The sequence below is a fragment of the Rhizobium sp. 01N424 genome (assembly GCF_056399485.1).
Window position 1 is genome coordinate 247,903 of record NZ_JBFTRK010000004.1, and the last position, 26,018, is coordinate 273,920.

The window sequence follows — 26,018 nt, forward strand, 5'->3', positions numbered from 1 at the left end:
GGTTACAGGTTGAAGTCGGAAGCGGTGAGGTTGTGGTTCCCCTTGATGTTGAGCCGGAGTTCGGCGGTGCTGTCGGCATCGACGCTGCCCTGGACGACTGTGTAGTCGCCATCGGCCCGGACCTCATGCGTGACGATCAGCTGGGCGGCACCTGTCAGCGCCGAACCGTTGACCAGCGTGAAGGCCTGGTTCCCGGCAACGCCGCCATTGGCGTCGGTGCCGCTGAGGTCGATCTTGTCGCCTGGCTGGAAGCCGATGATCGTGTCGCCGTCGGCATCCTTTTCGGAGAGGAAGACGAACTTGTCGTTTCCGGCTCCGCCATCGATGATATTGACGGCAGCATTGGCGGTGATCGTGTCGGCCCCGGAGCCGGTGACGACATTCTCCATGCCCCACAGCGTATCGTTGCCCGACAGGCTGCTCGATGCGCTGCCCCGGCCCATGTAGCCGCTGCCGAGATCGACGGTCAGGTTGGCGGTGATCGCCGCCATATCTAGCGTGTCGCTGCCGTCATCCCCATAGTAGGTGTCGTCGCCATCGCTTGCTTCGGCGACGAACAGGTCGTTGCCGCTGCCGCCATGGGCGGTGTCGTTACCGGCACCGGTGCGGATCATGTCGTCGCCGGCATCGCCGAAGACGCGGTCGGATCCGGCATCGCCATAGAGCATGTCGTTGCCTTCGCCACCCAGAAGGTCGTCATTTCCGGCGCCGCCGAAGACCATGTCGTTTCCGCCTTCCCCATTGAGGAAGTCGTCGCCGTCATCGCCGCGGATGATGTCGGCCCCGGCGCCACCGGTTGCCACGTCATTGCCTGCAAAGCCGACGATCGTTTCACCACTGGCCGTACCGAGAAGCACGTCGGCGGCTGCAGTGCCTGCTATCGTCGCCCCTGCCGTTGCGGCTGGTGGCGTCGGGGCAGGCGGGTTCGGTGCCGGCGTGTCGTCTTCTTCTTCCTCGGCCGTCGTGCCATCGCCGTTGAACTGCGGCAGCCCGCCTTCACTGGTGAACTGGATGCTGTGCCCGCCATTGGTCATCGTCGTCACGCCGTTGGCACCGGTCGTGATCTCGTAGTCGTCGGCAGTGGTGCCGGCGGCCAGTTCGATGACGTCCTGCGGCCGCAGCGTGCCGATGATCGTGTCGTTGCCGCCGTTGGAGCGGAAGACGATACGGTGTGCGGAACCGAGCGCCGAGATATCGATCGTGTCATTTCCGGCATCGCCGTCGATGGTGATCGTGTTGAGGCGCAGGCTGGTTGTCGAGAAGTCGCCGACGATGCTGAAGCTGTCGTTCCCCGCGGTGCCGTCGCCCGAGGGATCGACGCCGTTGAGACGGATTTCTTCGATCTCGTTGAGTTCGGCGATGACGGACGCATTGCTGGTGCCGTTGCGGGTGACAACGATCTCGGTCGCGGCGTTGAGGTTTGCGGCGACATTGCCTGCGATCGCCAGCCAGGCTGCCCTGGTGTAGATCGTGTAGGTCTCCGCGGAGGCATTGCCGTTGATCACGAACGTATCGCCGGCCGTTCCTTCCGTTCCACCGTTGACGATGTCGCGGCCATCGGTGGCCCCGGCGGTATTGGCATTCCAGACGACGGTGTCGTCACCGGCGTCACCATTGATGGTATCGACGCCGAAGCTGCCGGTAGCGTTGATCGTCAGAGCGTCGATGTTGACGCTGTCGCCGGTTTCCAGGCTTGAGGCGACGAAGCGAACGGCTGCGTTGGCTGTGAACGGGCCGCTGCCAAACAGGCTGAGGTCGATCGTTCTTGTCGGCACGGTATTCGTTCCGTCGTTGATCGTATCGACCTGGACGAAGGTCACGCCGTCACGGGAGAAGAACACGCCGATGGTGTCGTCACCCGCATCCAGCCCAGTCTCGACGATCGAGTAGCTGAGCGTGGCTGCGGTCGCCCCGGCGAGATCGACGCTGCGCTGGATTTGCGCTCCGTTGAAATCATTGCCGTTTCCGCCGATGAATTGTAGCGCGTTGCTGCCCGGGGCTGCACCGGCGTCGATACGGATCTGCCCGGTGGTCACCCCGCCGCTGTCGCCGGTTTCGACCCAATCGGGACCCCAATTCGTCGTGCCGTTGGAATTTCCGAAACCGGCAGCATCGAAATTGTCGACATTGTTCACCGAAGCAGCACTCGTGCCGCCGGTCAGCGTGTCGTTGCCGTCGCCACCGTTCAGCGTGTCGGCGCCTTCACCGCCATTGATCACATCGTCCCCGCCGGCACCGCTCAAGGTGTCGTTGCCGCCAAGGCCGTTGATGCTGTTTGCAGCCGCATTGCCGGTGATCGTGTCGGCGCCAGCCGTCGCGTTGCCGAAGTTTGCGGGTGCTGCGGCCGCGAGCGTGAAGTCGTTCACGTCGATCTGCGCATCGGTGACGTTGTTGATGCGGATGGTGCCGAGAGTGTTGCCCGCACCATCATTGATCGTGAGCAACCTGCCGGCGGGACCGGTCACGGCCGTTTCGACGACGCGCGTGGCAAAGTTGGCCGCCGTGACGCCGAGAGCGCTGAGGTCGATCTTGTCCTGGTTGGTGGCCAGGCCGCCATCGGCATCGAAGCTGTTGATCGTATCGTTGCCGAAACCGGCAGCGCTGTAGACGATCCGGTTGAAACCGGTGCCGACATCGATCGTGTCGTTGCCTGCACCGCCGATAACGGTGTCGTTTCCGGCGCCGCCGCTGATCGTGTCGTTCCCGGTGCCGCCGTCGAGCACGTCGTTGCCGTCATTGCCGGTCAGCGTATCGTTTTCGCCGCCGCCGAAAAGCTGATTGTCGGCGTCATTGCCGATGAGCGTGTTCACCCCGGCATTGCCGGTGCCATTGATGGCGTCGGCGCCCGTCAGTGTGAGATTTTCGACTCCTGTTGCCAAGGTGAAGCTGACCGAGGACTGGACGGTATCGACATCGGCCGCGAGGCCGGTGCTCTCGTTGACCACATCGCCCACGTCATCGACGACATAGGTATCGTTGCCTTCGCCACCGATCATGGTGTCGGCGCCGAGGCCGCCATTGAGGGTGTCGTTGCCGGCAAGACCGCTCAGCGTATCGTTGAGGTCGCCACCGGTGATGACATTGTTGCCCGCGTTGCCGGTGCCCACGAACTGGCTGGCATCGGCGCCGAGGAAGGCGAGGTTTTCGACATTGGCCATCGCCGCGATCGACAGGTCGGCGAGGAAAGTCTCGACCGTATCCGTGCCTTCGCCTGCAACTTCCACCACGACGTCAAGCAGGTCGTCTACGCCGTAGGTGTCGTTGCCTGCGCTGCCGACCATGGTGTCGGCACCGATCGCGCCTTCGAAGTCGTCGAGAGCCGCATTGAGCCGGTTGTCGAGATCATCGTCGCCCGCGCCGCCAACCAGAAGATCGTCGCCGAGACCACCGACGAGGTCATCGCCCTGGCCGCCGCCGAAGATAAGGTCGTTGCCGCTCCCGCCGGTGATCGCGTCATTGTCGCCGTCTTCGCCGGCAATGAAGTTGTTCACGATCGAGGCTGAAAGGTTGACCGTGCGCGCGCCGCCTGCCGGGTCTGCCCGGCTGATGGCATAGTCGCCCACCAGCTGGTAGCCGTTGAAGAAGGCGCCGTTGAAGTTGATGAGCTCGACGCCGGTTTCTGCAACGTTGCCGGTGTAGTGACCGTTCACGGTGATAGACTGCTGCACGCCTGTCGGCAGCGTGTAATTGATCACCAGGTTGCCGTTCGCGTCAGTCGGGCTGCTATCGAAGGCATTCAGTGCATTGATGGTCAGGATCGGCAGGCCATCGACATCAACGCCTGTGCTCGGTGCCAGGATCGAGATCTTGTCTGCCGTTCCCGCGCCCGCGCCACCGGCTTCGTTGATGACGTCGTTGCCGTCGCCAAGGCTGAAGGAGTAGGTGTCGTTGCCGATGCCACCATTGAGCGTGTCGCCGGCAACCGCACCAGTGCCGACCGTGGTGCGGGTAATAGCAAGGGTGTCTATCGAGACAAACTCGCCCCCTTCCAGCGCGCTGGTGACAAAGCGGATCGCAGCATTCGCCGTGAAGGGACCCGCAAGGTTTATATTGCGCGCCGCTGTTGACGATGTGCTGTTGATGGTGTCGACCAAGACGAAGTCGGCCTCAAGACCGCTCCGCGAGAAATAGACCCTGACGGCGTCGTCGTCTGGTGCGCCGTCGAGGCTGTTGTTGCCGGTGCTGCGGCCCACGGTGTAGGCCAGAGTGGCAGCAGTTGCATCGGCGAGGTTGACGGTGCGCTGGATCTGGCCGCCATCCCCGGCATTGAACCGTAGATTGTCCTGCCCATCATCGAGGCGAATCTGGCCCGTCGTTGGGCTGCCTGTCGCTGGGCCGCCGGGTGTGCTGTCGCCAGTTTCTGTCCAGGGCGTCGTCCACGCGGGATTGCCGTTGGGTCCGTTGGAGTTGGTAAAACTGCTGGTGTTGAAGTTATCCTGGAAGGTCACAGTCGTCAGAGCCGCAACCGCCCCATCGGCGCCGCCAACCAGGATGTCGTTGCCGCCATTGCCGTTGAGCACATCGGAGCCGGCAAGGCCGAGGATCAGGTCGTCCGTTGCCGTGCCGTTCAGTACCGGCTGATTGAGCGGAGCGGCCCCCTGTGGGGCGAGGCCATTGTCGCTGTAAGGCGTCCCGACAATGATGTTGAGTGCGCCACCCGTGGCGAATTCCACCTTCTCGATGTTACGCAGCCGGTCGCTGCCATCAATTGCGTTTTCGACGGCGTGGGTGACGATGACCTGCCCGTCCGTGGTGGCCGAGAAGGCGTACTCGCCGCGGTCGCCGCGGAAGACGGCGGTGTCGGTATCGGCGACGTTGTCCGCGCCCGTCGTAGTGATTTCGCGGATGATCTGCAGCTGGCCGGGATTGATCCGGCCTTCGAACATCCACGCGGCGAGCGTCTTGGTGACAGACGCGCCGTTGACGACAAGCGTGACGAGGCTCGTCATGCTCTTGATGTTCGGATTGCCGGCGATTTCTGCTCCGGTGGGACCGTTGTCATCGAACCCGCTCATGATGCCGATGCGGACGTTCAGCCACTTATCGCCATCGATGATGTCGTCGCCGCCATTACCCTGAATGCGGTCGCTGCCATCGCCGCCGAGGATGATGTCACCACCCGCAAAGGAGGTGACGCCGGCGCCGAGCACCGCCTGCAGGCCGGCGATCAGGGCGATGCCCTGCGCGTCGAGCGTGCTGCCGAGGTAGCCGCTGGTGCCGCCATTGGCGAGGCTGGCGCGGTCGGCCGCCACGTCTTCGGTGCCGCCAAGCACGTCAGCGAAGCGGGTGCCAGAGAGGCCTTCCATCGACTCATACTCGTCGAGCGCCGCGTTCTGCGGCAGTGTCGGCGCTTCGTCGAAGACGATCGGGCGTGACAAGTCGGCGTTTACCCCGAGCGTGTTGTCCTTGTAGGTCGCCCAGTCGAAGCCGGACATGCCCGCCATCTTGCCTCGGCCGGCGCTGCCGACCATGATGTCGTCGCCGCCTTCGCCGATGAACTCGTCGAAGCCGCCGTCGCCGAGGAACACGTCGTTTCCGTTGATGCCGTCATGCGCGAAGATTTCGTCGAAATTGTCGCCAGGTGCGCCGTCAAAGGTGCCGGTCTCGATCCAGTCGTCGCCCTCGTTGCCGAGAATGCGTTCGGCATTCTTGTTGCCGTAGATGAAGTCGTTGCCGGTGCCGGCGAAGACTTCCGAGCCCATGTCGGTGCCGAGGAAGATGAAGTCCTGGCCGTCATTGCCCATCACGAGGTCGAGGCCGGGGCCGGCGTGCACGACGTCATGGCCCTTGCCGGCCTTGATATTGTCGTCGCCGCCGCTGTCGACGATGATATCGTGGCCGTCGCCGCCATTGATGATGTCGTTGCCGAAGCCGCCTTCCAGCCGGTCGTTGCCGGCATCGCCGAAGAGCGTGTCGTCGCCGATGCCGGCAATGAGGGTGTCATTTCCTTCGGTGCCGCCGAGGACGACGTGGTCGCCGCCGGTGTAGCGGAGATAGTTCGTATCGACGCCCGCGGTGGCCGGATTGTCACGGATGACGAGTGGGGTCAGCAGGCTGGTGCCAAGAGGATCGACGCCGCGGTTGTCGGCGCTCTCATCCGCCACCGTATTCGGATCGTCCTCCAGGATGCCGTCAGCACCTGCATCTTCACCAAGGCCGGGATTGTACTGCTTGGTGCGATCGACCTCGAGAATGAGGCCGGGCGTGGAAAATACATCCGACGGCAGATGCGTGGCGTCGGTATTGCGCATGATCATCGCGGCGAAGGAGTTGTTCTCCATTTCGCCGAAGAGGTGCAGACCGTCGAGGCGCTGCAGATAGTAGAAGCGGTCGCCGTTCTGCAGCTTTTCCATCTGCACTTCGAAGACGAAGTTGAAGGTCGAGCCGAGCATGCCGCCGAAGGGCATGATCTGTTCGGCAAGGCCGCCGATCCAGAGATCGACGTTTTCAAGGCCGCCCAGTGCGCCGCCTGCATAGGCGCCTGTGGCGTTCAGGAAGTCGAGCCGGTCCAGCGGCACGGCGAAGCCGCCGGTCGAGACGCCGGTGATGATTGTCAGCGCGGCGTCGCGCTTCTCTTGCAGCGTGTCTGCGCCGGTGATCAGTGAATGTGTGCCATAGGCGGCAATGAAGTTGATGATCGATGCCTCGTGCTTGAGGTGACCGGCGAAATCGACCCAGCTCTCATAGGGCTTGAGTAGCGCGTCCTCGTTGGTGGCCTCGTAGAAGGTCCGCCGCGCCTCGTTCAGCGATGGCACGCCGGTATCACGGCCGCGGGCGAGGTTAATCGTCGCAAGGTCGAGCGGCAGGCCGAGCAGGTTGTTGCGCAGCGCCGTCGTCACGAATTCGTCGATCTCGTTGCCGACTTGCCGGGTCATGCCGCGGATGATCGCACCAGCCGCAACGTCGTCGCCGATCGAATGGGCAACGCCGGTATCGCCGCCATCGAAGGCGAGCGGATTGAGGAAGCCCTCGATCAGGCCGATATGGTCTTCGTTGAATGACGGGTCGAAGCGATCGATCGATTCGGTCAGCATCGAGTGGCCGAAGCGATAGACCACATGGGCGAATTCGGCGACGATCGACGGGTCGATGGTCGTATCGAAGCCGTCAGGCACCAGGAACACGTTGATATTCGGCTGGATCTTGCGGGCGAATTCTTCGAAGACGAGATGTTGGTACTGCATCTCGGTGCCGAACTTGGCCGCCTGGAAGAGGCGCTCGCCATCCCAGACGAGCGATGCGATCTGCCCGGCCGCCGGCAGAGCAACCAGATCGACTTCCAGCCATTCGTTGATGAAGTTGAGGTCGTTGCTTGCGAGAACGGTGTCCTTCGTATGCTGGACAAGCCGGTTGTGCTCGGCATGGAAGACGTGGTGGACGGCGGTCAGGCCGATATTCTCGTTGACGCGGCCGTCGCCGGCGATGAAGTGGGCGTCCAGCAGTTCGTTGTCATATTCGGTATCGCCATTGCCCGGGTTGCCGAGACCGATGGTGATGTCACCATCGGCGATCTTGCCGATCGGCACGGCCTCATGGGCGATGTCGGCGAGGAACGCGCTGGCGGTGCGGATGGCGCCGGTCGTGAAAACGCCGAGACCGCCATTGGCTGCCGGATTACCTTCGAGCACGACGTCATCGCCCGTGTTGGGGATACCATCCGCGCCGATGCCCAGGATGATCTGCGGGAAGCCGTTCGCGCCGGGAATGAAATTGCCATAGGGATCAGTGCGCAGCAGCGGCACGGCGCCGACATCGGCGTCCGTCAGGTTAATGCCGAGCAGTGTCTTGGCCTGAGCCTTGACCTCGCCCCATGTGGCCATGCCGCCGTTGCCGCCTTCGATCAACTTGCCCGTTGCAACCGGATCGCCTGCCGCATTGAGCTGATACTGGCGCAGGAACACCTGGTGCGACGCATGCGAAGCGTAGGTCTGATTCTGGTCGACATAGGAGGTCGTGGTGTTGACAGGGCGGATATCGTCAGCGGTACCCATCAAGCCGTCCGCGCCGGGCGAAACCGTAGCGCGGGTCAGCACCATGAAGTTCGTATGGCTGCCTGGGACATAGAGCGGATCGTCCTCTGCCAGTGGGATGAACACTGTTCCGCTGCCACCCTTGTTGATCAGATCGAGGCCGTGATCGAAGAACTGGCCGAACAGGGTGAACCAGGAATTGAACGGTGCCGAAAGGCCTTCATCCGGCGCGACGGCAGGAAGATAGACGTTGTCGCCCTGCATGGTGATGCCGAAGGGCTCAAGTGCCGCATCGCGCACCTCGCGGGCAGCCTCCAGAGCCGTCACCGTCGCGGCATGCGCTGCCGTGGCATTCGCCAATGTGTCCAGAGCGGCCTGCTCTTCGGAGGTCGGAGGCGTGTTGGGATCACCGTCGCCAAGCGCATCGGCTGCGGTCTTGGCGTTCTGCATGACGACGCGCGCCTGGTACTCGGCGTCTGAAGCCGGCTTGAATGTCTGGTAGATCGCGGTGACTGCGGGAAGATCGGTCATCGGGCTGGCGGCGCCGGCCCGCTCAAGTGCGGTCAGGATTGCGGCCGGATTGCCGAGCGTCTGATCGACGAGCAGGTTCGAGATGGTGCGGAGGCTTGCATCGAAAACGAGGGAACCGGGATTGTTCGACGGGTTGTAGTTGGGAGCCGTCGGCATCGCCGGGACTCCGCCCGGACCATCTGGATCGAAGACCGTGCCATCGGCGGGCCGGTAGCTCGGAGACATCAGCTCGGGAAACTCTGCGCCGGCGGCGCCCCACATTTCCTGGCCAGGCAGGAGGTGATTGTAGGATCCATCGACCGTGCGCAACCCCCAGGCCACGTTGTAAGCAGGGATCAGGCCACCCGGTCCATAGAGCGGCGTTCCCGCAGCGTGCGCCTCTGCAATCTTGATCTGTGCCAGGATGAAATCGAGATCCGAACGGATATAGGTGACCATGGTACTCTCCCCTCTGATTGCACGGGAAACGATTATCGTTTCGGCAATGCTTGCGCCCCACAACGAATTCGCAGGATCAAGCCGGGTCTCAGGATTTTTTACTCGGAGCGCAAAGTTGCGCCCCGAAAGAATCCAGTAGAAACCGATCGGCATTATCTGCGATGATCGGATGATGTCTCGGGGGGAGGCCACGGAATAGTTCCATAGGTCCGGGGACATCTAGAGACTTTGGTCTTTGAGGGGGCGGGACTTTTGACCCGCAAATAAATGTGACTTACGTCCCTGGCAGGAAGAATGCCGAAGGCGGGGGGCCGGGCATGTCCGGCATCTGGCAAGGCCTTGATGTCACGCGGCAATTTCTCATTGTTGCGGGCATCGTCGTCTGTGGTTCGATGGCGCTGCTGGGGGAATGGCTGAGCGGACAGATCGCCGCCAACCAGCTGAGAAGCCGGGCCGAATCCGGGGCTCTCTACATGGAGGGCTTTCTCGCCCGGCATATCGATGGAAATGCCGACAATCCTCAGGTTTCACTGGCCCGCCAGGAGGAATTGGATGAGCTGCTGATCGGTACGGATCTCGCCCGGCGCGTCGAGGGTTTCCGGATATGGCGCCACGATGGTCTCGTCATCTACAGCACCAACAAATCGCTGATTGGAAAGACCTTTCCCTCGGAGGATATCGAGCGCGCCTACAAGGGGCGGGTCGTGGCGCAACTCGAGGACAGCCACGACGACGGAGAGGACGATGGTCCTGCGGCAACTCACCGGCCTCTCATCGAAATCTACGCCCCCATCTACCGGCCCGGCACGCGCGACATTATCGCCGTCGGCGAGCTTTATGAGGAAGCCGGCGAATTCGTCGTTCAGCGCAACAGAGTCCAGCGCCATACATGGGTTATCGTCGGTACGACGTCGCTGGCGATCATGGCGCTGCTGTTTCTGATCGTCCGGCGGGCCAGCAGGACGATCGCCGGTCAGCGCGCGGTGTTGAAGACGCAGCTAGCCGAGGCGCAGGCGCTGGCCGAGCAGAATACCGAGCTTCGAAAAGCGGCGGACCGGTCCCGCATGGATGCCACGCAATCGAACGAGCAGCTTCTCAACCGGATCGGCGCCGATCTGCACGATGGTCCCGTTCAGCTGCTCAGCCTACTCATTCTCAAGCTGAGCGGGTCGGCGGCGAGTCCTGACTTGCCGAAGGCTGCGCTTGAACGTGTGCCGGAGATCAAAGGCGCCGAACTTGCACCCGTTCATATCGCGCGTCTGGTGCTGACCGATCTACGGGAGCTATCGACTGATCTTGTCGTGCCAGAGATCGAGCACATGCCACTGGAGGCCGCCTTGCAGATGGCGGTCGAGCAGCATGAATATGCGACTGGATCGAAGGTCGCATCAGCTTATGGGATACTTCCTGAGCGCGTCGCGCATCCGCTGAAAATCTGTCTTTATCGCGTGGTGCAGGAAGGGCTCAACAATGCATTCCGCCACGGGGGCGGCCGCGGTCAGCGCGTGTCGGCATCATCCGATATGTCCGAAATTGTCGTCACCATTGCCGATGAAGGCCCGGGAATTGCACCTGAAAACGCCGCGGATCGCCGGCGTCCGCTCGGCCTCCAGGGCATTCGCAACCGCGTCGCGGCGTTCAGGGGGCATGTCGATATCCGGCCGGGGCCGGTGTCCGGAACGGAGCTTCGGGTAACCGTGCCGATGGAGGGCAACAGTATCTAGTGCCGCGGAATGGAATCGCCGGCACCCTCCAGCTTTTGTGCGGCGATCAGCACTTCCAGCCGGTTTCGGGCATTCAGCTTCTGCATCAGTATCGTCATGTAATTCTTGACGGTCTTCTCGCCGATCTTAAGGCCGATTGCGATCTGCCGGTTGGTGAAGCCCCGCAGAAGCATGCCGATGATCTGCCCCTCGCGGATGCTGAGCTTCAAATCCGCTCCGGCCTTCTTGCGCAGCGAAGCGATCTTGAGCTCTTCGATGACCTTGCAGGCAAAGGCGGGGGTGATGAACATGTCGCCGCGATGCACGGCGCCGATCGCCTGGACAAGTTCCTGAATGCTGCTGCCCTTGAGAACATAGCCGCTCGCGCCGGCATTGAGCGCACGTACCGCGTAATCGCTACCCGTGTTTGCTGTAAAAACCAGTATTTTGGTGCGGATTTTTTCGACCAGTTTCGCGATCACGTCGAAGATGTTGCCTGGCATCATCAGATCGACGACAAACACATCGGGTGCCAGTCTCAGGCCGATATCCAAAGCATCGTCTGCGCATGTGCCGGTCGCTGCGATAGTAAATTCCGGATTCTTTCCAAGAATTTCCGTCAGTCCGGCCACCATTAACGGGTGGTCGTCAATAACTACTACCGAGATCGGACTCATCATACGCGTCCTGTTCATAGTAACTGCGCAATTAGTATTCGTAAAATAATTCCATGTCCACCTAGGTCATTCTGACTATTTCCATAGTCGTAGCTAATAGTGATTAATCACCCGATTTATTATTGAAGTAAATCTGGTTGTATTTGTAGAATTTTAGGAAATATTGAGTGTATTGCTGGCGGTCACGCCGCATCCGTCATGTGCCGCGTCGCCGCCTCGTGCGCTGCAGCGGCCAAAATCGATGATGTCGAGGCCACCCAGACCGGGCAATTGAAAGGCTGAAATTGCCGGAATAGATCAACTTGCCCGGGCAGATGTCCGGGCAAGTATTTCCTATCGCTCAGCCGATGGTCATCAGGCTGGCGTTGCCGCCGGCGGCGGCCGTGTTGATCGAGGTCGAGACCTCTTCGATTAGCCAGTTCAGGCAATAAGCCTCGATATCGCTCTCGATTTCGGCGGCCGTCGCCGATTGCACCAGGACAAGCGGTCCATCGAGTGCGGCGATCGCCTTGTTGAGCGCCCGGATGCGCTCTGCGCGGCCTTCTAGAAGGGCTGCGGCAAAGGGGCCATCCTCGTTCCAGTCCGAAGTCCAGGAGACGCGCGCCGCGACGCTTGCGGGAATGTCCTTCAGTGCGGCGCGAAGGCCGGTGGCTTCGTCGATGACGGCCTGGTTTCCGGTGGCGAGCGCGGCCGCCAGCTGGCGATAGAGGCCACGTTCGCTCTCGGGTGCAAGCAGAACCCGTCCGCGCGGATGAAGCGCATAGATGTTGCGCTCGCCGACAGGACCGGCAAGTTCCTTCTCAAGGCCGACGGCCGACAGGCTTCCGAGCTCGCGTGCAGCTTCGGCGTCGTCAGCCCGTCTCTTGCCCGATAGCCAGACTGCGAAGTCAGCGAGGACAGGATCGGTGTGAACGGAGCTGTGCTGCGGCGGCACCGGCGCCTTCTGGACCAGGCGGCCGATATAGAGCGGACCGCCCGCCTTCGGGCCGGTGCCCGACAGGCCACGGCCGCCGAACGGCTGGACGCCGACGACCGCGCCGATGATGTTGCGGTTGACATAGAGATTACCGGCCTGGATGCGGCTGGTGACATGGGCGATCGTCTCGTCGAGACGCGTATGAAGCCCGAATGTCAGGCCGTAGCCGGAGCCGTTGATATCGTCGATCAGGCGATCGAGATCTTCGCGGCGGTAGCGGACAACGTGAAGAACCGGCCCGAAGATTTCCTTCTCCAGATCCGACAGCTTCTTGAGCTCGATGATGGTCGGCGGAACGAAGGTGCCGAGGTCAGCTGTCTCCGGCAGAGGCAGCTGCTCGACCTTGCAGCCGAGTGCCTTCATCTTCTCGATATGAGCGTCGATATCGCCTTTTGCGGTCGCCGTGATGACTGGGCCGACATCGATGCTGAGGCGATCGGTCCGGCCGATCGTCAGTTCCTGGAGGGCGCCCTTCAGCATGGTCAGGGTGCGGTCAGCGACGTCCTGCTGCAGGCAGAGCACGCGCAATGCCGAGCAGCGCTGACCGGCGCTGTCGAAAGCTGAAGCGATGACGTCGCCGACGACCTGTTCGGCAAGCGCCGAGGAATCGACGATCATGCCGTTCTGGCCGCCGGTTTCGGCGATCAGCGGGATCGGCTTGCCCGACGCCGAGAGACGGTTGGCAAGCTGCGCCTGGATCATCCGGGCAACGCCGGTGGAACCTGTAAACATCACGCCGGCCGTCTCTTCCGCGTCGATCAGCGCGGCACCGAGGCGACCGCTGCCCGGGGTGAACTGAAGCGCTGCGCGCGGAACGCCGGCCTCATGCAGGATCCTGACGCTTTCGAAGGCGATGATCGGGGTGACGCCCGCAGGCTTGGCAATAACTGGGTTTCCCGCCACCAGCGCTGCGGCGACCTGGCCGGTGAAGATCGCCAGCGGGAAGTTCCATGGACTAATGCAGACGATCGGGCCGAGAGGCACATGCGACGGGCCGAGCGTGCGGCGAGCCTGTTCCGCATAGTAGCGCAGGAAGTCGATCGCCTCGCGCACCTCGCCGATGGCGTTGGCGGCGGATTTGCCGGCCTCGCGGATGATGATGCCCATCAGCGGCTCGATCCGCGACTGCATGATATCGGCGGCGCGATCGAGGCAGGCTGCCCTGTCTGCCGGCGGGACTGCCGCCCATTGCTTGGCGCCATCAGCAGCAAGCCTGGCGATCCTGGCGGCGGCTTCGATCTCCACTTCGGTCACCTGACCGACAACGTCTCGATGATCGGCCGGATTGAGAACCGGGCTTGTCGTGCCATCCACCGAGCCGTCGGCCAGAAGCGGCGTGGCATGCCAGGATTGCGTGGTCGTCTGAAGGAGGTTGCCGGCAAGGCGGGCCAGTTCGGTCTCGTTCGAAAGGTCGATGCCGGAGGAGTTGCCGCGCTCGGCGCCATAGAGGTTCTGCGGCAGGGAGATGAGATCATGCGGCCTGCCAATGGGCGTGAAGGCTTCGACGAGATCGACCGGATCTGTGGTCAGGTCATCGACCGAAACCTTGGGGTCCGAGATGCGGTTGACGAAGGAGGAGTTCGCGCCGTTTTCCAGCAGGCGGCGGACCAGATAGGCGAGCAGCGTTTCATGCGTGCCGACGGGCGCGTAGATGCGGCAGGGCCGGTCGAGATTCTGCTTGCCGACGACCTCGTCATAAAGAGGCTCGCCCATACCATGCAGGCACTGGAACTCGTATTTGCCGATCTGGAAGTCCGGGCCTGCGAGCTGATAGATGGTCGCCAGAGTCTGGGCATTATGCGTTGCGAATTGCGGGAACACGGCGTCAGTGGCGGCCAGCAGCTTGTGGGCGCAGGCGACATAGGCAACGTCGGTGTGGATCTTGCGCGTATAGACGGGGAAGTCAGGCAGGCCGTCGAGCTGGGCGCGCTTGATCTCGGCGTCCCAATAGGCGCCCTTGACGAGGCGCACCATCATCCGGCGGCCGGAGCGGCGGGCGAGATCGATGATGTAATCGAGAACGAAGGGGCAGCGCTTGCCATAGGCCTGAACGACGAAGCCGAGACCGTTCCAGCCTTTCAGCCCCGCGTCGAGGCTGAGCTCTTCGAGAAGGTCCAGCGAAAGTTCGAGGCGATCGGCCTCTTCGGCATCGATATTGAGGCCGATGTCATACTTGCGGGCAAGCAGCGCCAGTTCGCGAACGCGCGGCAGAAGCTCGGTCATCACGCGCGTTGACTGGGCGCGGACATAGCGGGGGTGAAGGGCCGAGAGCTTGATCGAGATGCCTGGGCCGGCGTAGACGCCACGGCCATCCGATGCCTTGCCGATCGCGTGGATCGCCTTCTCGTAGTCGCGGTAGTAGCGGTCGGCATCCTTTGCCGTCGTCGCTGCCTCGCCCAGCATGTCGTAGGAGTAACCAAAGCCGCGTGCTTCGAGCGGACGGGCGCGCTTCAGCGCCTCGTCGATCGTCTCACCGGTGACGAACTGCTCGCCCATCATGCGCATCGCCATATCGACGCCGCGACGGATCACCGGTTCGCCGCAGCGGGCGATCAGCCGGGTCAGCGCGGCGGCAAGGCTGCGGTCGTTGACGGTCGATGTCAGCTTGCCGGTAACCACAAGTCCCCAGGTCGCCGCGTTGACGAACAGCGAGCGTCCGCCACCGACATGCGACTTCCAGTCGCCTTCGGAAATCTTGTCGCGGATCAGCGCATCGCGCGTGGCAGTATCGGGAATACGCAGCAGCGCTTCGGCGAGGCACATGAGCGCAACGCCTTCCTGGCTCGACAGCGAATATTCCTGCACCAGGCCCTCGACGCCGGTTCCCTTGTGCTTGGCACGCAGCGCCTCGATCAGTTTGCGCGCGGTATCACGGGCGGCGGCCTTCAGGTCCGCAGGTACGCGGGCTGCTTCCACGAGGGGCGGCAGGCATTCCGTTTCCGGGCGCCGGTAGGCGGCGGTGATGGCCTTGCGCAGGTCCGATTGCTCGCGGATCGGCGGCGCAAACTCGGCAAATGGCGAATTGGAATCCGGACCTGGTGCGTTATCAGCGGCGTTGAGCATTGCGGGATCCTAGCAGCGGGACTTGTTTGAACGGCAACTGCCGGCGTCTGTTCGATACACAAGGCGCGTGCGCCCATGCCCCAAACCACCGGCAGCGGCAATCTAGCATAAATGTGCCTGGTCGATCCAACTTGATTGAGGGCGATTTCAGTGGCAATTATCCATAGATATCGCGATTGGGATGCTAATATGCCTAAAGAGACAGCCTTGTTTAGTGAACTCGACCAGCTGGACAGAAAGATACTGGAAGCCCTGTCGGAAGATGGGCGGATCTCAATCACAGACCTGGCAGCGCGCGTCGGTCTGTCGAATACGCCATGCCAGATCCGGTTCAAGCGGCTGATTGCGGAAGGCTATATCGAGGGTTTCCGGGCGGTGCTCAATCCGGCGAAGATGGAACTCGACCATATCGCCTTCGTCGAGGTCAAGCTCTCGAACACGACCGAGGGCGCGCTGAAGAGCTTCAACGATGCTGTCAAGAAGATCAAGGAGGTCGAACAGTGCCACATGATCGCCGGGCGCTTCGATTACCTGCTGAAGGTTCGCACCCGCGACATCGCAAGATACCGCCGTGTTCTCGGCGAGAAGATTTCGACGCTGCCGCATGTCGCGAGCACATCGACCAATCCGGCGATGGAAACGGTCAAGGAAGGCTGGGACAAATTCAATCCCAGCCTTTGAAACTGCGGCTTGATCGGCCGAAGTTCGATTTCTGAGGGCTGGTTCAGCCAGCTGCCTTGAGGCGCGCGGCTTCGGGGCTGTAGAACTGGCCGAAGCGGTTGTCGAGGAAGTCGGCGAGAGCGATTTCTTCCTGGCGCACGAAGCCCTTGGCCGGCAGCTTGCCGTTCGCAAGAAGATCGAGCACGCCGGTGATGCCTGCTGCGGTGGTGATCTGGATCGCGCTCATCTTGCGGCCGGCAACGACGCCGGAATAGACCTTGTTGGCATAGGTTTCCTGGAGGTAACGATCGTCCTTCCATCCGCAAACCGTTACGAAGACGATGACCACATCCTGCATGGTGGCGGGCAGCGCATGCTCGAACAGGTCCTTCAGCACGTCGCGGCGGTTTTTCAGGTTGAGATCGTTCAGGAGCGCCTTGATGATCGCCTGATGGCCGGGATAGCGGATCGTGCGGTAGTTCATCGTCCGCACGCGGCCTTCCAGCGACTTGGCAAGCGTACCCAGTCCGCCAGAGGTGTTGAACGCCTCATAGGTCACGCCGTCGAGTGAAAACTCTTCGCGTTCTTCCATCGCCGGTACGGTGATGAACTTGCCTTCGACGATCGCCTCGCAGGGTTCGATATATTCGTTGATCAGGCCGTCGGTGCTCCAGGTGAGGTTATAGTTCAGAGCGTTGGACGGATATTGCGGCAGCGCGCCGACGCGCATGCGCACGCTGTCGAGCTTGTCGAAGCGCTTGGCCAGATCGTTGGCGACGATGGAGATGAAGCCCGGTGCCAGGCCGCACTGAGGAATGAAGGCGCTTTCCGCATTTTCTGCCAGTGCTTCGACCTTCTTGGTCGTCGCGACGTCTTCCGTCAGGTCGAGATAGTGCACGCCTGCGGCAAGTGCCGCCTCGGCGATCAGGCCGGTCAGATTGAAGGGCGCTGCCGACAGGACGGCGAACTTGCCCTTGAGCGTTGCCACCAGATCCGCATGGCTGGAAATATCCAGCACGGCGGTCGAGATCGCCGGATGCCGCTCGACCCGCTCGGTCTGCTCGGCGCTGCGGTCCACGACCAGCACCTTGTACGCGCCCGTATCGGCCAGCATCAAGGCGATGGCGCCACCGATCTTGCCTGCGCCTGCAACAACAACTTCTTTCATATCAGCCCTCGATGACGTTTATAGGATTTTTATAAGCCTAGCAGTGGACTTCACATAGAATAGCGGCAGAATGCGCAAAACGACGGCCATATTAAATCAGTTTGCTGATCAATTTTTGCGGAGTGTAGAGCGATGGATCTGAGCGTGAAGGACCGGGAGCTGTTGGCGCTGCTCGGCGAAAATGCCCGCCTGCCGGTTGCCACCTTGGCCAAGAAACTGTCGCTGTCGCGAACGACGGTGCAGGCGAGGCTGGAACGGCTCGAGCGCGAGGGCGTGATCGCCGGATATGGCGTCAGGCTGTCGGATGCCTATGCCTCGGGGCTGATCCGGGCGCATATCCTGATCACCATCGCGCCCAAGGCCCTGGCGCAGGTGACATCGGCCCTCGACAAGATGCAGGCGGTAACCGCGCTGCATTCCGTCAGCGGATCGTTCGACCTGATCGCGCTGATCGCCGCGCCGTCGATATCGGAGCTCGACCAGGTGATCGACAGGATCGGGGCGATCGATGGCGTCGACCGCACGCTGTCCTCGATCATTCTCTCGACACGGTTTGCCCGGTGAGAAACACCGCCGCGTGGCGGCGGCAGAGATTGCCTCGCAATTGCTATTTCACATTTCCGAAGTTCGGCTAGTGTCCGTCAATGACACCGGTCGAGCGCAATCGCGCTGCCCGCGCCTGAGCTATCAACGGCATTGGAGAACACATGAATAACCACCTGAAATTCTTCATCGACGGCGAGTGGGTCGATCCTGTGGTGCCGAAGACGATCGAGGTGATCGATCCATCGACCGAAGAAACCTATACCTCGATCTCCGGCGGCTCCGCAGCCGATGTTGACAAGGCTGTTGCGGCTGCGAAGCAGGCGTTCGAAACTTTCTCGCTGACCTCGAAGGAGGAGCGTCTGGCGCTGCTGAAGCGGATTCTCGAATGCTATAATGAGCGCTTCGAAGATATCGCCCAGGCCGTCAGTCAGGAAATGGGTGCGCCGCTGCCATTCGCCCGCGATTCGCAGGCCGGGGTGGGGCGCGCCCACATGGAAGCGACGATCGCCGCGTTCGAGGAGTACACATTCAGCGAAAAGCGCGGCACGACCACCGTCGTCAAGGAGCCGATCGGCGTTTGCGCGCTGATCACCCCCTGGAACTGGCCGCTAAACCAGATCGTCTGCAAGGTGGCTCCGGCGATCGCCGCAGGCTGCACGGTCGTTCTCAAGCCATCGGAAATCGCGCCGATCAGCGGCATCATCTTCGCCGAGGTGATGGCGGCCGCGGGAACGCCGAAGGGCGTGTTCAATCTGGTGAATGGCACCGGTCCCGATGTCGGCCAGGTCATGGCTGGCCACCCTGATGTCGATATGGTCTCGTTCACGGGTTCGACGCGCGCCGGCATCATCGTCGCGAAGACGGCAGCCGATACGGTCAAGCGTGTGGCGCAGGAACTCGGCGGCAAGTCGGCGAACATCATCCTCGACGATGCCGATTTCGAAACGGCTGTCGCCAAGGGCGTCGAGGGCTGCTTCGGCAACTCTGGCCAGTCCTGCGATGCGCCGACCCGGATGCTGGTACCGGCAGGCCGCCACAACGAGGTGCTTGCCATCGCCAAAAAGGCAGCCGAAGCATTCAAGACCGGCGATCCGCACGCCGAAGGCGTCGATCTCGGCCCCGTCGTCAGCCAGATCCAGTATGACAAGATCCAGCGCCTGATCGAGAGCGGCATCAGCGAAGGTGCAACGCTGGTCACCGGCGGTCCCGGCAGGCCGGAGGGGCTGAACCGCGGCTATTATATCCGCCCGACTGTCTTCGGCCATGTCACGCCCGGCATGACGATTGCGCGCGAGGAGATCTTCGGGCCGGTTCTCTCGATCATCTCCTACGAGAACGACGAGGATGCCGTTCGCATCGCCAACGATACGGTCTACGGTCTCGCCGCCTATATCCAGTCGACCGATATCGAGCATGCCCGTGCCGTGGCCAAGCGCATGCGCGCTGGTTCGGTCTATCTCAACTATCCGGACTGGGACACATTCGCACCCTTCGGCGGCTACAAGCAGTCGGGCAACGGCCGCGAATACGCCGATTGGGCGATCCACGATTTCCTTGAAATCAAGGGTGTTGTCGGCTGGGGTGAATAATCCGGCGTCTGATGTCTGTAAGGCAGATCGCCACTCGAACGGATGCCGCAATGCTCGACAAGCTCACCCGGGACGACCGCGTCCTTATCCTCTCACCGCATCTCGACGACGCCGTTCTCAGCGCCGGTGGGCTGATGGACAGGGCCGTGAAGGATGGCGCCCATGTCGTCGCGGCGACGATCTTTACCGGTGATGCCGATCTGCAGGGCGAGCCGTCACCGCTGGTTCGCGAGCTGCATGAATGGTGGGGGCTCGGCGCAAATCCCTATGCCGTCAGGCGCGAGGAGGATATCGCCTCAATCGCGCTCCTCGGCGCCGATTACATTCATGGCGGCATGACGGATTCGATCTATCGCAGAGACCGCGATGGCATCTCCCTTTACGCGACCCGGGAGGCGGTCTTCTCGCCGCCATCGGATCAGGATCCGGCTTGGGGGCCGCTGGAGGATTTGCTGGCGGAATGGTTCGCCGCGGTGCGCCCGACGATCGTCCTCTGCCCGCTGGCGGTCGGCCGCCATCTGGATCATGTCGTGACCACCGAGACGTTCCGCAAATGCAGTGCTGCCTGGAACGCCGATATTTATCTCTATGAGGACATTCCCTATGCCGCCGGCTTCTTCCCGCCCGGTTATCCGGACAGCGTGCCGGCTGCACTGGCGCGGACCAATTGGACGGTCAGGAATCATGTCGATATCGACATCGATTTCGAGCGCAAGTTCGCGGCAATCTTGAAATATGAATCGCAGATCGCCGAAATCTTCCCCGGCCTCGATGCCGAGTGGGAACTGAGGAGCTACATGAGGGACGCGTCCGGAACCGGATTCAGGGAACGGTTCTGGCGGGCGGAAAGCTGACGGCCTTCCGCTGCAGCGAACTACATCAGGCAGCCGTCGCGCCGCTGGACCTGGCATCCCGTTTGCGGGTTCTGGCAGCCAGCGCATCCATCAGCGCCGACTTGACCTTGTCGAGGTGATGCGGCTTGGTGACGACGCCGACGGCGCCCTCGAAGCCCGCGACAATTTCGGGATTGCCAGTCATGAAGACGACCTCGATGCCATAGAGATCGATCAGCGTGCGGGCGATCTGCGGCCCGGTCGGGCCATCCGCCAGCTGGACGTCGACGAGCGCGATATCGGCGCGCCGTGCCAGCGAGAGCGCCTCAATCTCTGTCCTTGCGAGTCCTGCAACCTCGAACCCGTTGTCGAGCACCATGCTCTCGAGGTCCCAGGCAATGATGCCCTCGTCCTCTACGATCAATACCTTCATGTCATTCCCAACTTCTTCGCCCGAGTTGCGAAGTAGGGAAGCAGTCACGAAGGTCAAGAGACGGGCGGCCGACTTCGCTCACGAGACCGTGAGGACCGCCGCCAGCTCACGGAGGCAGGAGCCTGAAATCGCTTCCCTCCGGCAGAAGCTGCCCGCCATCGACGACGATCGTCGTGCCGGTGATGTAGCTCGCATCATCGGAGGCGAGGAACAGGAAGGCATTGGCGACATCGCGCGGGCTGCCGAGCCTGCCGAGCGGAATGGCATCCTCCATGTTTTTGATGAAGGCCGGGCCGCGGTGAAGCTGCATCGCCTCGGTCATGATGTTGCCCGGCTCGACGCCGTTGACGGTGATGCCATAGGAGGAGAATTCGAGCGCGGCAGCGCGGATGAAGCCGTTGATCCCGGCCTTTGTCGCCGAATAGTGCCCGTGGCCGGGGCTGGTGACGCGCGGCCCCGTGATCGACGAGGTGAAGAGGATGCGGCCATAGCCCTGCTTTCGCATCGGGTCGAGCGCTGCGCGCGCCGCATTGAAGGAGCCGCGCAGATTGACGGCGATGACGTTGTCCCAGTCCTCGGGGCTGGTATCCTCGATCAGCTGCCAGGGATAGACGCCGGCATTCTGGACGATGATGTCGATCCTGCCATAGGTCCCGACCGCGAAGCCGACGACAGCCTTGGCGTCCTCCATCTTCGAGATGTCGGTCTTGAAGAAGGTGACGCCGAGATCTTCGGCGGCGGCGCGTCCGCCTTCCTCTTCGTAGTCGGCGAGGATAATGGTAGCGCCCTCTTCCTGAAAGCGCTTGGCCGTCGCCTTGCCGATGCCGCGGGCGGCGCCGATGACAACCGCGATTTTTCCGTCCAGTCTTCCAGTCATGCGAGCCTCTGACGCAGTTTTTGCTTGAATGTATCGAGAAGGACCGCCGCCAACACCAGGAAGCCGTGGATCACCTGGGTGAAATTGGCGGGCAGGCCCATGAGATTGATGGCGGTGTTGATCGACGACAGCAGCAGCACGCCGGCATAGACACCGGGGAGCGCGCCGACGCCGCCCTTCAGGCTGACGCCGCCAATGACGACGGCCGCAAAGGCGTTGAACAGCAGGCCGACGCCGAGATTGGCAGTCGCGCCCGAGGTGCGGATCGCCAGCAACCAGCCGGCGAGACCGGCGATCGCGCCTGCCATGACGAAGGCGATGATCAGGTTGCGCTGGACGGGAATGCCGGCGCGGAACGTTGCCGTCTCGTTGCCGCCGATCATCGTCAGATGACGGCCGAAGGGGGTCTTGGCCATGATCACCGAAAACAGCACGAAGCAGAAGATCGCGATCCAGGCCGTCAGTGGCAGGCCGATCAGTCTCTGAATACCGAACCAGCGGATGGCGGGTGCCAGATCCTGTGCGGAGCGGCCGCCCGAGACGGCAAGCACGATGCCGCGCACCCAGATATAGGAGGCCAGCGTGATGATGAAGGCATTCATCTTCACCTTGACGATCAGGAAGCCGTTGAGCAGTCCGATCAGCCCGCCGACGGCAAGGGCGATCAGCAGCGAGACCGGCACCATCAGCCATTCCGGGCTCAGCGTGAAGCCGATGCCGATGCCGGCCGAGCAGAACAGGATGCCGACCGCCATGGCCGACAGCGCCGCAACTGACTCCACCGAGAGGTCCATATGTCCGGCGATGATGACAAGCGACAGGCCGATCGACATGACGCCGAGGACGCTGGAGGCCTCGATGATATTGGCGAAGATGCCAAGCTGGAAATAGTTCGGGACGAACGCCGAAAAGACGGCGAGCACGAAGATGAGCATGAACCAGACGAGATTGTCGAGGACGAGCTCAAAGAATTGACGCGTGCGAGGTGTCATCAGGCCGTTCCGGTTGCTGGGGAGGGAGCCCGGGCCGTGAAGCCCGGGCGCTTGGATGTCGCTCATTCGACCGATTTGACCTGCGAGGTCGGTGCTTTCTGGTTGCCCCAGAAAGCCGGATCGTCGACATTCTCTTTAGTGATGGCAGCACCCGGGATCTTGATGTTCGGACCCCATGCTTCCTTGGTGACGACGCCCTTCAAGCCGAGCACGTCATATTCGCCGGGCTTGATTTCTTGCTTCTTGGCGATCTTGTCCATGAAGATGGCGACGGCAGCGGCCTGTGCGTAAAGCGGCTGCTCGACTTCGACATTCAGCCAGCCCTTGCGGATCAGGTCGAGACCGACGGGAGCGCCGTTCGAGCTCATCAGCATCACGTCGCCCGGCTTCTTGCCGGCGGCTTCGAGCGAAGCGACGGCGGCGACCGAGAGATGCGCCGCATGGCTGAAGATCAAATCGATGTCAGGATTGGCGAGCATCTGGTCGGAAACGATCGTTCCGGCGTTGCTGGCTTCCCACTGCATGGCAGGCACCGAGATGATCTTCACGCCCGGGAAGGCCTTCATCTTCTCTTCGAAGCCCTTCTGGATGTCGAGCGTGTAGGGGTCGCCGGGATCGCCGAGAACCTGGAGAACCTTGCCCTTCACGTCGCCATTCTTGGCCTTCAGCAGCTTTTCTGCCTGTTCGGCGGCCACGTAGCCGATCTCGATCGTTCCGGCGACCGACGTGAAGTCCGACTGTGTCGAAGTGATCTGGCGGTCGAACTCGACGACCGGGATACCGGCGGCGCGTGCGGCCTCGATCGATGGTTTCAGCGCGTTGAAATCGACGGCGGCCAGAATGATCGCCGCAGGCTTCAGCGCAATGACGTCGTTCATCTGCGACTGCTGCGCATCCGTCTTGTTGTCGGCGTTCAGCGTCTTCATTTCGTAGCCGGTCTGCTTGAGAAACATCTCAAGCGCGCTGACCGAGCCGGTCTGGAATTCATCGAGCAGTGTCGGGACGAGGTAATAGACCGTTCCCTTCGATTGCGCGAAGGCAGTCGTCATCAATGAGATGCCGAGCGCCAGAACGGTCAGCGCGGCTAAGGCTATTCGCTTCATGTCGTTCTCTCCTTTTGCGCCGGACCCTCAATTTTTATGGTCTCACCGGTCCGGCACCGGCGAGGCTTTGTCCGGTGATCATTTCGATCACCGCGTCTGCGTTGGTCTTTGATGTCTCGACGTCGCCTGCGACGACGCCCTGGCGGATCACCACGATCCGGTCAGCGACCTGAAAGGCCTGCTGCATGATGTGGGTGATGATGACGACGCCGATGCCCTGGTTGGCAACATGGCGGATCATCTCCAGGCCGCGGCGCGTCTGCTCGACGCCGAGTGCGGCAAAGGGTTCATCGAGCAGCACCAGCTTGCCGCCCCAGTGGACGAAGCGGTTGAGCTCGATCGCCTGGCGCTGGCCGCCGGAAAGATGCTCCACCTTGGTGCGGAGCGACGGGATGCGGGTGCCGGCATTGGCAAGCGCATCGCCGACGACTTTCTCCATCGCCCGCTCGTCGAGGAATGGAATGCCGAGGACCTTGCGGGTGATTTCGCGGCCCATGAAGAAATTGGCGACGACATCGACATTGGTGGCAAGCGACAGGTCCTGATAGACCGTCTCGACACCGGCGGCCTTTGCCTCGGCCGGGGTCTTGGCCACATAGTCGCGACCCTCGAACAGCATGCGGCCGGAGGATGGTTCCAGCCCGCCGGAAATGATCTTCACCAGCGTCGACTTGCCGGCGCCATTATCGCCCAGCAGCGCCACGACCTCGCCCTTGCCGATCGAGAAGCTGACGCCCTTCAGCGCTTCGATGGCGCCGAAATTCTTGCGGATATTGTCGAGCACCAGCAGCGGTTCGCTCATGCGGCGATCCCTTTCTCGTCGGGGGTGGAAAACATCTGGCCGAAGCGCGGCGACAGCAGGCTGGAGACGGCAAGCGCTGCCGCGCCGCGGAGCACCGAGTTCTGGCAATCGCTCGCCATGACCAGCCGCGGATGCTTTCGATCATTGCGGGCGGCGACGGAATTCGGCAGGCCGGCCGAGGCCACCAGCTTTTCGATGAGGTCGGGGGGCGCCAGTCCGCCGAGCACGATCGTCTGCGGGTCGAGCAGGTTTTCGATGGTGCGGACGGCGTTGTGGAAGATCGGCCGGATTTCCTCGGCCCACATCTGCTGCGAGACGCCGCGGCGATTGAAGGCGTCGAGAGAAAGATAGCGTTCGAGGCAGCCGCTGTTGCCGCAAGGGCAGGGCTCGCCATCCGGTACCGCCGGGATATGGCCGATTTCGCCGGCATTGCCCCAGCCGCCGCGCATCACGGCCCCGTCATGAACCATGGCGCCGCCGAGGCCGACGCCGAAATAGAGATAATAGTAGTTGGAGAATTGCGAGCCAATTCCATAGAGCTGTTCGCCGAGTGCCGCACAGGCCATGTCCGTGTCGATGAAAGCAGGAAGATCGGCGGCTTCCGCCAGCCGCTCCTTGAGCGGCACGTCTTTCCAGCCTGCCATGGTGGTCGCACCGATGAAGCTCATGGAGTCGACGCCGAAGGGACCCGGCAGCGCCATGCCGGCCCCCAGGATGCGCTTGCTGCCGCCGGCGCGAAGTTCTGAGACCAGCTCGCCGATCAGCTGGAAAGCAAGATCGGGCGCGACGTTCGGCGCGGTGCGATAGGCGCTTTCGACGATATTGCCGTTGAGATCGACCAGTGCCGCGTCGATGCCGAGCGGGGTCAGATGGATGCCGGCGACATAGCCGCCCTGCGGATTGATCGTCAGCACCGATGGCGGAATGCCGCGCCCTTTCGGCTCCTCACGGACCGAGAGGATGTAGCCCTGCTCTTCGAGTTCACGGACGATGGTGGAGACTGTCTGCACCGTCAGGCTGACGCGCTTGGCGATGTCTGCGCGCGTCACCGGGCCGTTCAACCGGATCGCTTCGAGAACGATACGCCGGTTATACGGACGCCCTGATTCCTGATTGGTACCACGCAATGTCATGCCACAGCCCTCAGAATGCCGTCAGCTTGGCACCGAGTTTTTATTTAGTCAAATGGTTTTCATAAATAGCTCCGACATGCTGTTTTGGTCCTGTCGAGATGGTATCCCCGCCGTTCGAATTGATGGGTTTTGATCAAGAATCTGACCGCGATTTTCCGGCCGATCGCCTAGGTTCTGATCAAACGCGATGTATTCGGGAGGATCGGATGAGCAACTGGGTGAAAGCCTGCGAGATCGATGATGTCGAGAACGAGGACGTGATCCGTTTTGATCACGGCGGAAAGACCTTCGCCGTCTACCGCAGCCCCGATGACAGCTTCTATGCGACGGATGGGATGTGTACCCACGAGAAGGTCCATCTCGCCGATGGTCTGGTCATGGACCACATCGTCGAATGTCCAAAACACAACGGGCGCTTCGACTATCGCACCGGCGAGGCGAGGGGTGCGCCTGTCTGCGTCAATCTCCGCACCTATCCGGTCAAGGTCGAAGACGGTGCTGTGTTTCTCGGGCTGGAGTGAGGC

General features: G+C 62.0%; 16 protein-coding genes. 6 read left to right on the forward strand and 10 right to left on the reverse strand.

The genetic code is table 11. The features are described from left to right. Positions 1-2: 2 nt before the first annotated feature. Entirely contained in the window at positions 3-8,939 is an 8,937-nt protein-coding gene (locus tag AC1DNK_RS13880; protein WP_477941644.1) for a peroxidase family protein, read from the reverse strand. A 317-nt stretch (positions 8,940-9,256) separates the two neighbouring features. On the opposite strand from AC1DNK_RS13880, the gene AC1DNK_RS13885 reads away from it, so the two are divergent. Continuing rightward, a complete protein-coding gene (locus AC1DNK_RS13885) occupies positions 9,257-10,663 on the forward strand; it encodes a sensor histidine kinase (protein ID WP_477941646.1) in 1,407 nt (468 codons plus the stop codon). Here the strand turns inward: AC1DNK_RS13885 and AC1DNK_RS13890 are convergent. Both AC1DNK_RS13890 and putA read right to left on the reverse strand, forming a co-directional pair. Then, positions 10,660-11,337, reverse strand: coding sequence for a response regulator (locus AC1DNK_RS13890; protein WP_477941647.1), 678 nt, complete (start codon positions 11,335-11,337; stop codon positions 10,660-10,662). The two genes, AC1DNK_RS13885 and AC1DNK_RS13890, sit on opposite strands and share 4 nt — an antisense overlap. Positions 11,338-11,659: 322 nt before the next feature. Then, entirely contained in the window at positions 11,660-15,358 is a 3,699-nt protein-coding gene (gene putA, locus AC1DNK_RS13895; protein WP_477941648.1) for a trifunctional transcriptional regulator/proline dehydrogenase/L-glutamate gamma-semialdehyde dehydrogenase, read from the reverse strand. Positions 15,359-15,547: 189 nt separating this feature from the next. Between putA and AC1DNK_RS13900 the strand changes: the two genes are divergently transcribed. After that, positions 15,548-16,039: an Lrp/AsnC family transcriptional regulator gene (locus tag AC1DNK_RS13900; protein WP_477941649.1), complete on the forward strand. Its 492-nt coding sequence runs from the start codon at positions 15,548-15,550 to the stop codon at positions 16,037-16,039. A gap of 43 nt (positions 16,040-16,082) precedes the next feature. On the opposite strand, the gene AC1DNK_RS13905 is transcribed toward AC1DNK_RS13900, so the two are convergent. Then, a complete protein-coding gene (locus AC1DNK_RS13905; protein ID WP_477941651.1) occupies positions 16,083-17,186 on the reverse strand; it encodes a saccharopine dehydrogenase family protein in 1,104 nt (367 codons plus the stop codon). 132 nt (positions 17,187-17,318) lie between these two features. Between AC1DNK_RS13905 and AC1DNK_RS13910 the strand changes: the two genes are divergently transcribed. The 3 genes from AC1DNK_RS13910 (at position 17,319) to AC1DNK_RS13920 (ending at position 20,175) form a co-directional block, all read left to right on the forward strand. Next, positions 17,319-17,750, forward strand: a complete 432-nt coding sequence (locus tag AC1DNK_RS13910; protein ID WP_442208580.1) for an Lrp/AsnC family transcriptional regulator — start codon at positions 17,319-17,321, stop codon at positions 17,748-17,750. A gap of 143 nt (positions 17,751-17,893) precedes the next feature. After that, the gene (locus tag AC1DNK_RS13915; RefSeq protein WP_477941653.1) at positions 17,894-19,321 is read left to right on the forward strand and encodes an aldehyde dehydrogenase family protein; all 1,428 of its coding nucleotides are present in this window, start codon (positions 17,894-17,896) and stop codon (positions 19,319-19,321) included. Positions 19,322-19,371: 50 nt separating this feature from the next. Further along, positions 19,372-20,175 (forward strand): PIG-L deacetylase family protein, encoded by an 804-nt coding sequence (locus tag AC1DNK_RS13920; protein WP_477941654.1) that lies wholly within the window; start codon positions 19,372-19,374, stop codon positions 20,173-20,175. A gap of 25 nt (positions 20,176-20,200) precedes the next feature. Here AC1DNK_RS13920 and AC1DNK_RS13925 read toward each other — a convergent pair whose 3' ends face one another. From AC1DNK_RS13925 to AC1DNK_RS13950, 6 genes are all read right to left on the reverse strand, one after another. Continuing rightward, positions 20,201-20,635, reverse strand: a complete 435-nt coding sequence (locus tag AC1DNK_RS13925; RefSeq protein WP_310291280.1) for a response regulator — start codon at positions 20,633-20,635, stop codon at positions 20,201-20,203. 58 nt (positions 20,636-20,693) lie between these two features. Then, positions 20,694-21,464: an SDR family NAD(P)-dependent oxidoreductase gene (locus AC1DNK_RS13930; RefSeq protein WP_477941655.1), complete on the reverse strand. Its 771-nt coding sequence runs from the start codon at positions 21,462-21,464 to the stop codon at positions 20,694-20,696. Beyond that, positions 21,461-22,456, reverse strand: a complete 996-nt coding sequence (locus AC1DNK_RS13935) for an ABC transporter permease (RefSeq protein ID WP_112389025.1) — start codon at positions 22,454-22,456, stop codon at positions 21,461-21,463. The genes AC1DNK_RS13930 and AC1DNK_RS13935 overlap by 4 nt, the downstream gene beginning before the upstream one ends. Before the next feature lie 62 nt (positions 22,457-22,518). Then, entirely contained in the window at positions 22,519-23,559 is a 1,041-nt protein-coding gene (locus AC1DNK_RS13940) for a sugar ABC transporter substrate-binding protein (protein WP_112597077.1), read from the reverse strand. A gap of 34 nt (positions 23,560-23,593) precedes the next feature. Continuing rightward, positions 23,594-24,361 (reverse strand): ATP-binding cassette domain-containing protein, encoded by a 768-nt coding sequence (locus AC1DNK_RS13945; RefSeq protein WP_112388610.1) that lies wholly within the window; start codon positions 24,359-24,361, stop codon positions 23,594-23,596. Then, entirely contained in the window at positions 24,358-25,494 is a 1,137-nt protein-coding gene (locus AC1DNK_RS13950; RefSeq protein ID WP_477941658.1) for an ROK family transcriptional regulator, read from the reverse strand. The genes AC1DNK_RS13945 and AC1DNK_RS13950 overlap by 4 nt, the downstream gene beginning before the upstream one ends. Positions 25,495-25,700: 206 nt before the next feature. On the opposite strand from AC1DNK_RS13950, the gene AC1DNK_RS13955 reads away from it, so the two are divergent. Continuing rightward, a complete protein-coding gene (locus AC1DNK_RS13955) occupies positions 25,701-26,015 on the forward strand; it encodes a MocE family 2Fe-2S type ferredoxin (protein ID WP_477941659.1) in 315 nt (104 codons plus the stop codon). The last annotated feature ends 3 nt before the right edge of the window (positions 26,016-26,018 follow it).

What these genes read in the sequence shown, in the direction of transcription:
- AC1DNK_RS13880 (WP_477941644.1), bottom strand. Translation starts at nt 8,939, where the DNA reads ATGGTCACCTATATCCGTTCGGATCTCGATTTCATCCTGGCACAGATC.
- AC1DNK_RS13885 (WP_477941646.1), top strand. Translation starts at nt 9,257, where the DNA reads ATGTCCGGCATCTGGCAAGGCCTTGATGTCACGCGGCAATTTCTCATT.
- AC1DNK_RS13890 (WP_477941647.1), bottom strand. Translation starts at nt 11,337, where the DNA reads ATGAACAGGACGCGTATGATGAGTCCGATCTCGGTAGTAGTTATTGAC.
- putA (WP_477941648.1), bottom strand. Translation starts at nt 15,358, where the DNA reads ATGCTCAACGCCGCTGATAACGCACCAGGTCCGGATTCCAATTCGCCA.
- AC1DNK_RS13900 (WP_477941649.1), top strand. Translation starts at nt 15,548, where the DNA reads ATGCCTAAAGAGACAGCCTTGTTTAGTGAACTCGACCAGCTGGACAGA.
- AC1DNK_RS13905 (WP_477941651.1), bottom strand. Translation starts at nt 17,186, where the DNA reads ATGAAAGAAGTTGTTGTTGCAGGCGCAGGCAAGATCGGTGGCGCCATC.
- AC1DNK_RS13910 (WP_442208580.1), top strand. Translation starts at nt 17,319, where the DNA reads ATGGATCTGAGCGTGAAGGACCGGGAGCTGTTGGCGCTGCTCGGCGAA.
- AC1DNK_RS13915 (WP_477941653.1), top strand. Translation starts at nt 17,894, where the DNA reads ATGAATAACCACCTGAAATTCTTCATCGACGGCGAGTGGGTCGATCCT.
- AC1DNK_RS13920 (WP_477941654.1), top strand. Translation starts at nt 19,372, where the DNA reads ATGCTCGACAAGCTCACCCGGGACGACCGCGTCCTTATCCTCTCACCG.
- AC1DNK_RS13930 (WP_477941655.1), bottom strand. Translation starts at nt 21,464, where the DNA reads ATGACTGGAAGACTGGACGGAAAAATCGCGGTTGTCATCGGCGCCGCC.
- AC1DNK_RS13935 (WP_112389025.1), bottom strand. Translation starts at nt 22,456, where the DNA reads ATGACACCTCGCACGCGTCAATTCTTTGAGCTCGTCCTCGACAATCTC.
- AC1DNK_RS13940 (WP_112597077.1), bottom strand. Translation starts at nt 23,559, where the DNA reads ATGAAGCGAATAGCCTTAGCCGCGCTGACCGTTCTGGCGCTCGGCATC.
- AC1DNK_RS13945 (WP_112388610.1), bottom strand. Translation starts at nt 24,361, where the DNA reads ATGAGCGAACCGCTGCTGGTGCTCGACAATATCCGCAAGAATTTCGGC.
- AC1DNK_RS13950 (WP_477941658.1), bottom strand. Translation starts at nt 25,494, where the DNA reads ATGACATTGCGTGGTACCAATCAGGAATCAGGGCGTCCGTATAACCGG.
- AC1DNK_RS13955 (WP_477941659.1), top strand. Translation starts at nt 25,701, where the DNA reads ATGAGCAACTGGGTGAAAGCCTGCGAGATCGATGATGTCGAGAACGAG.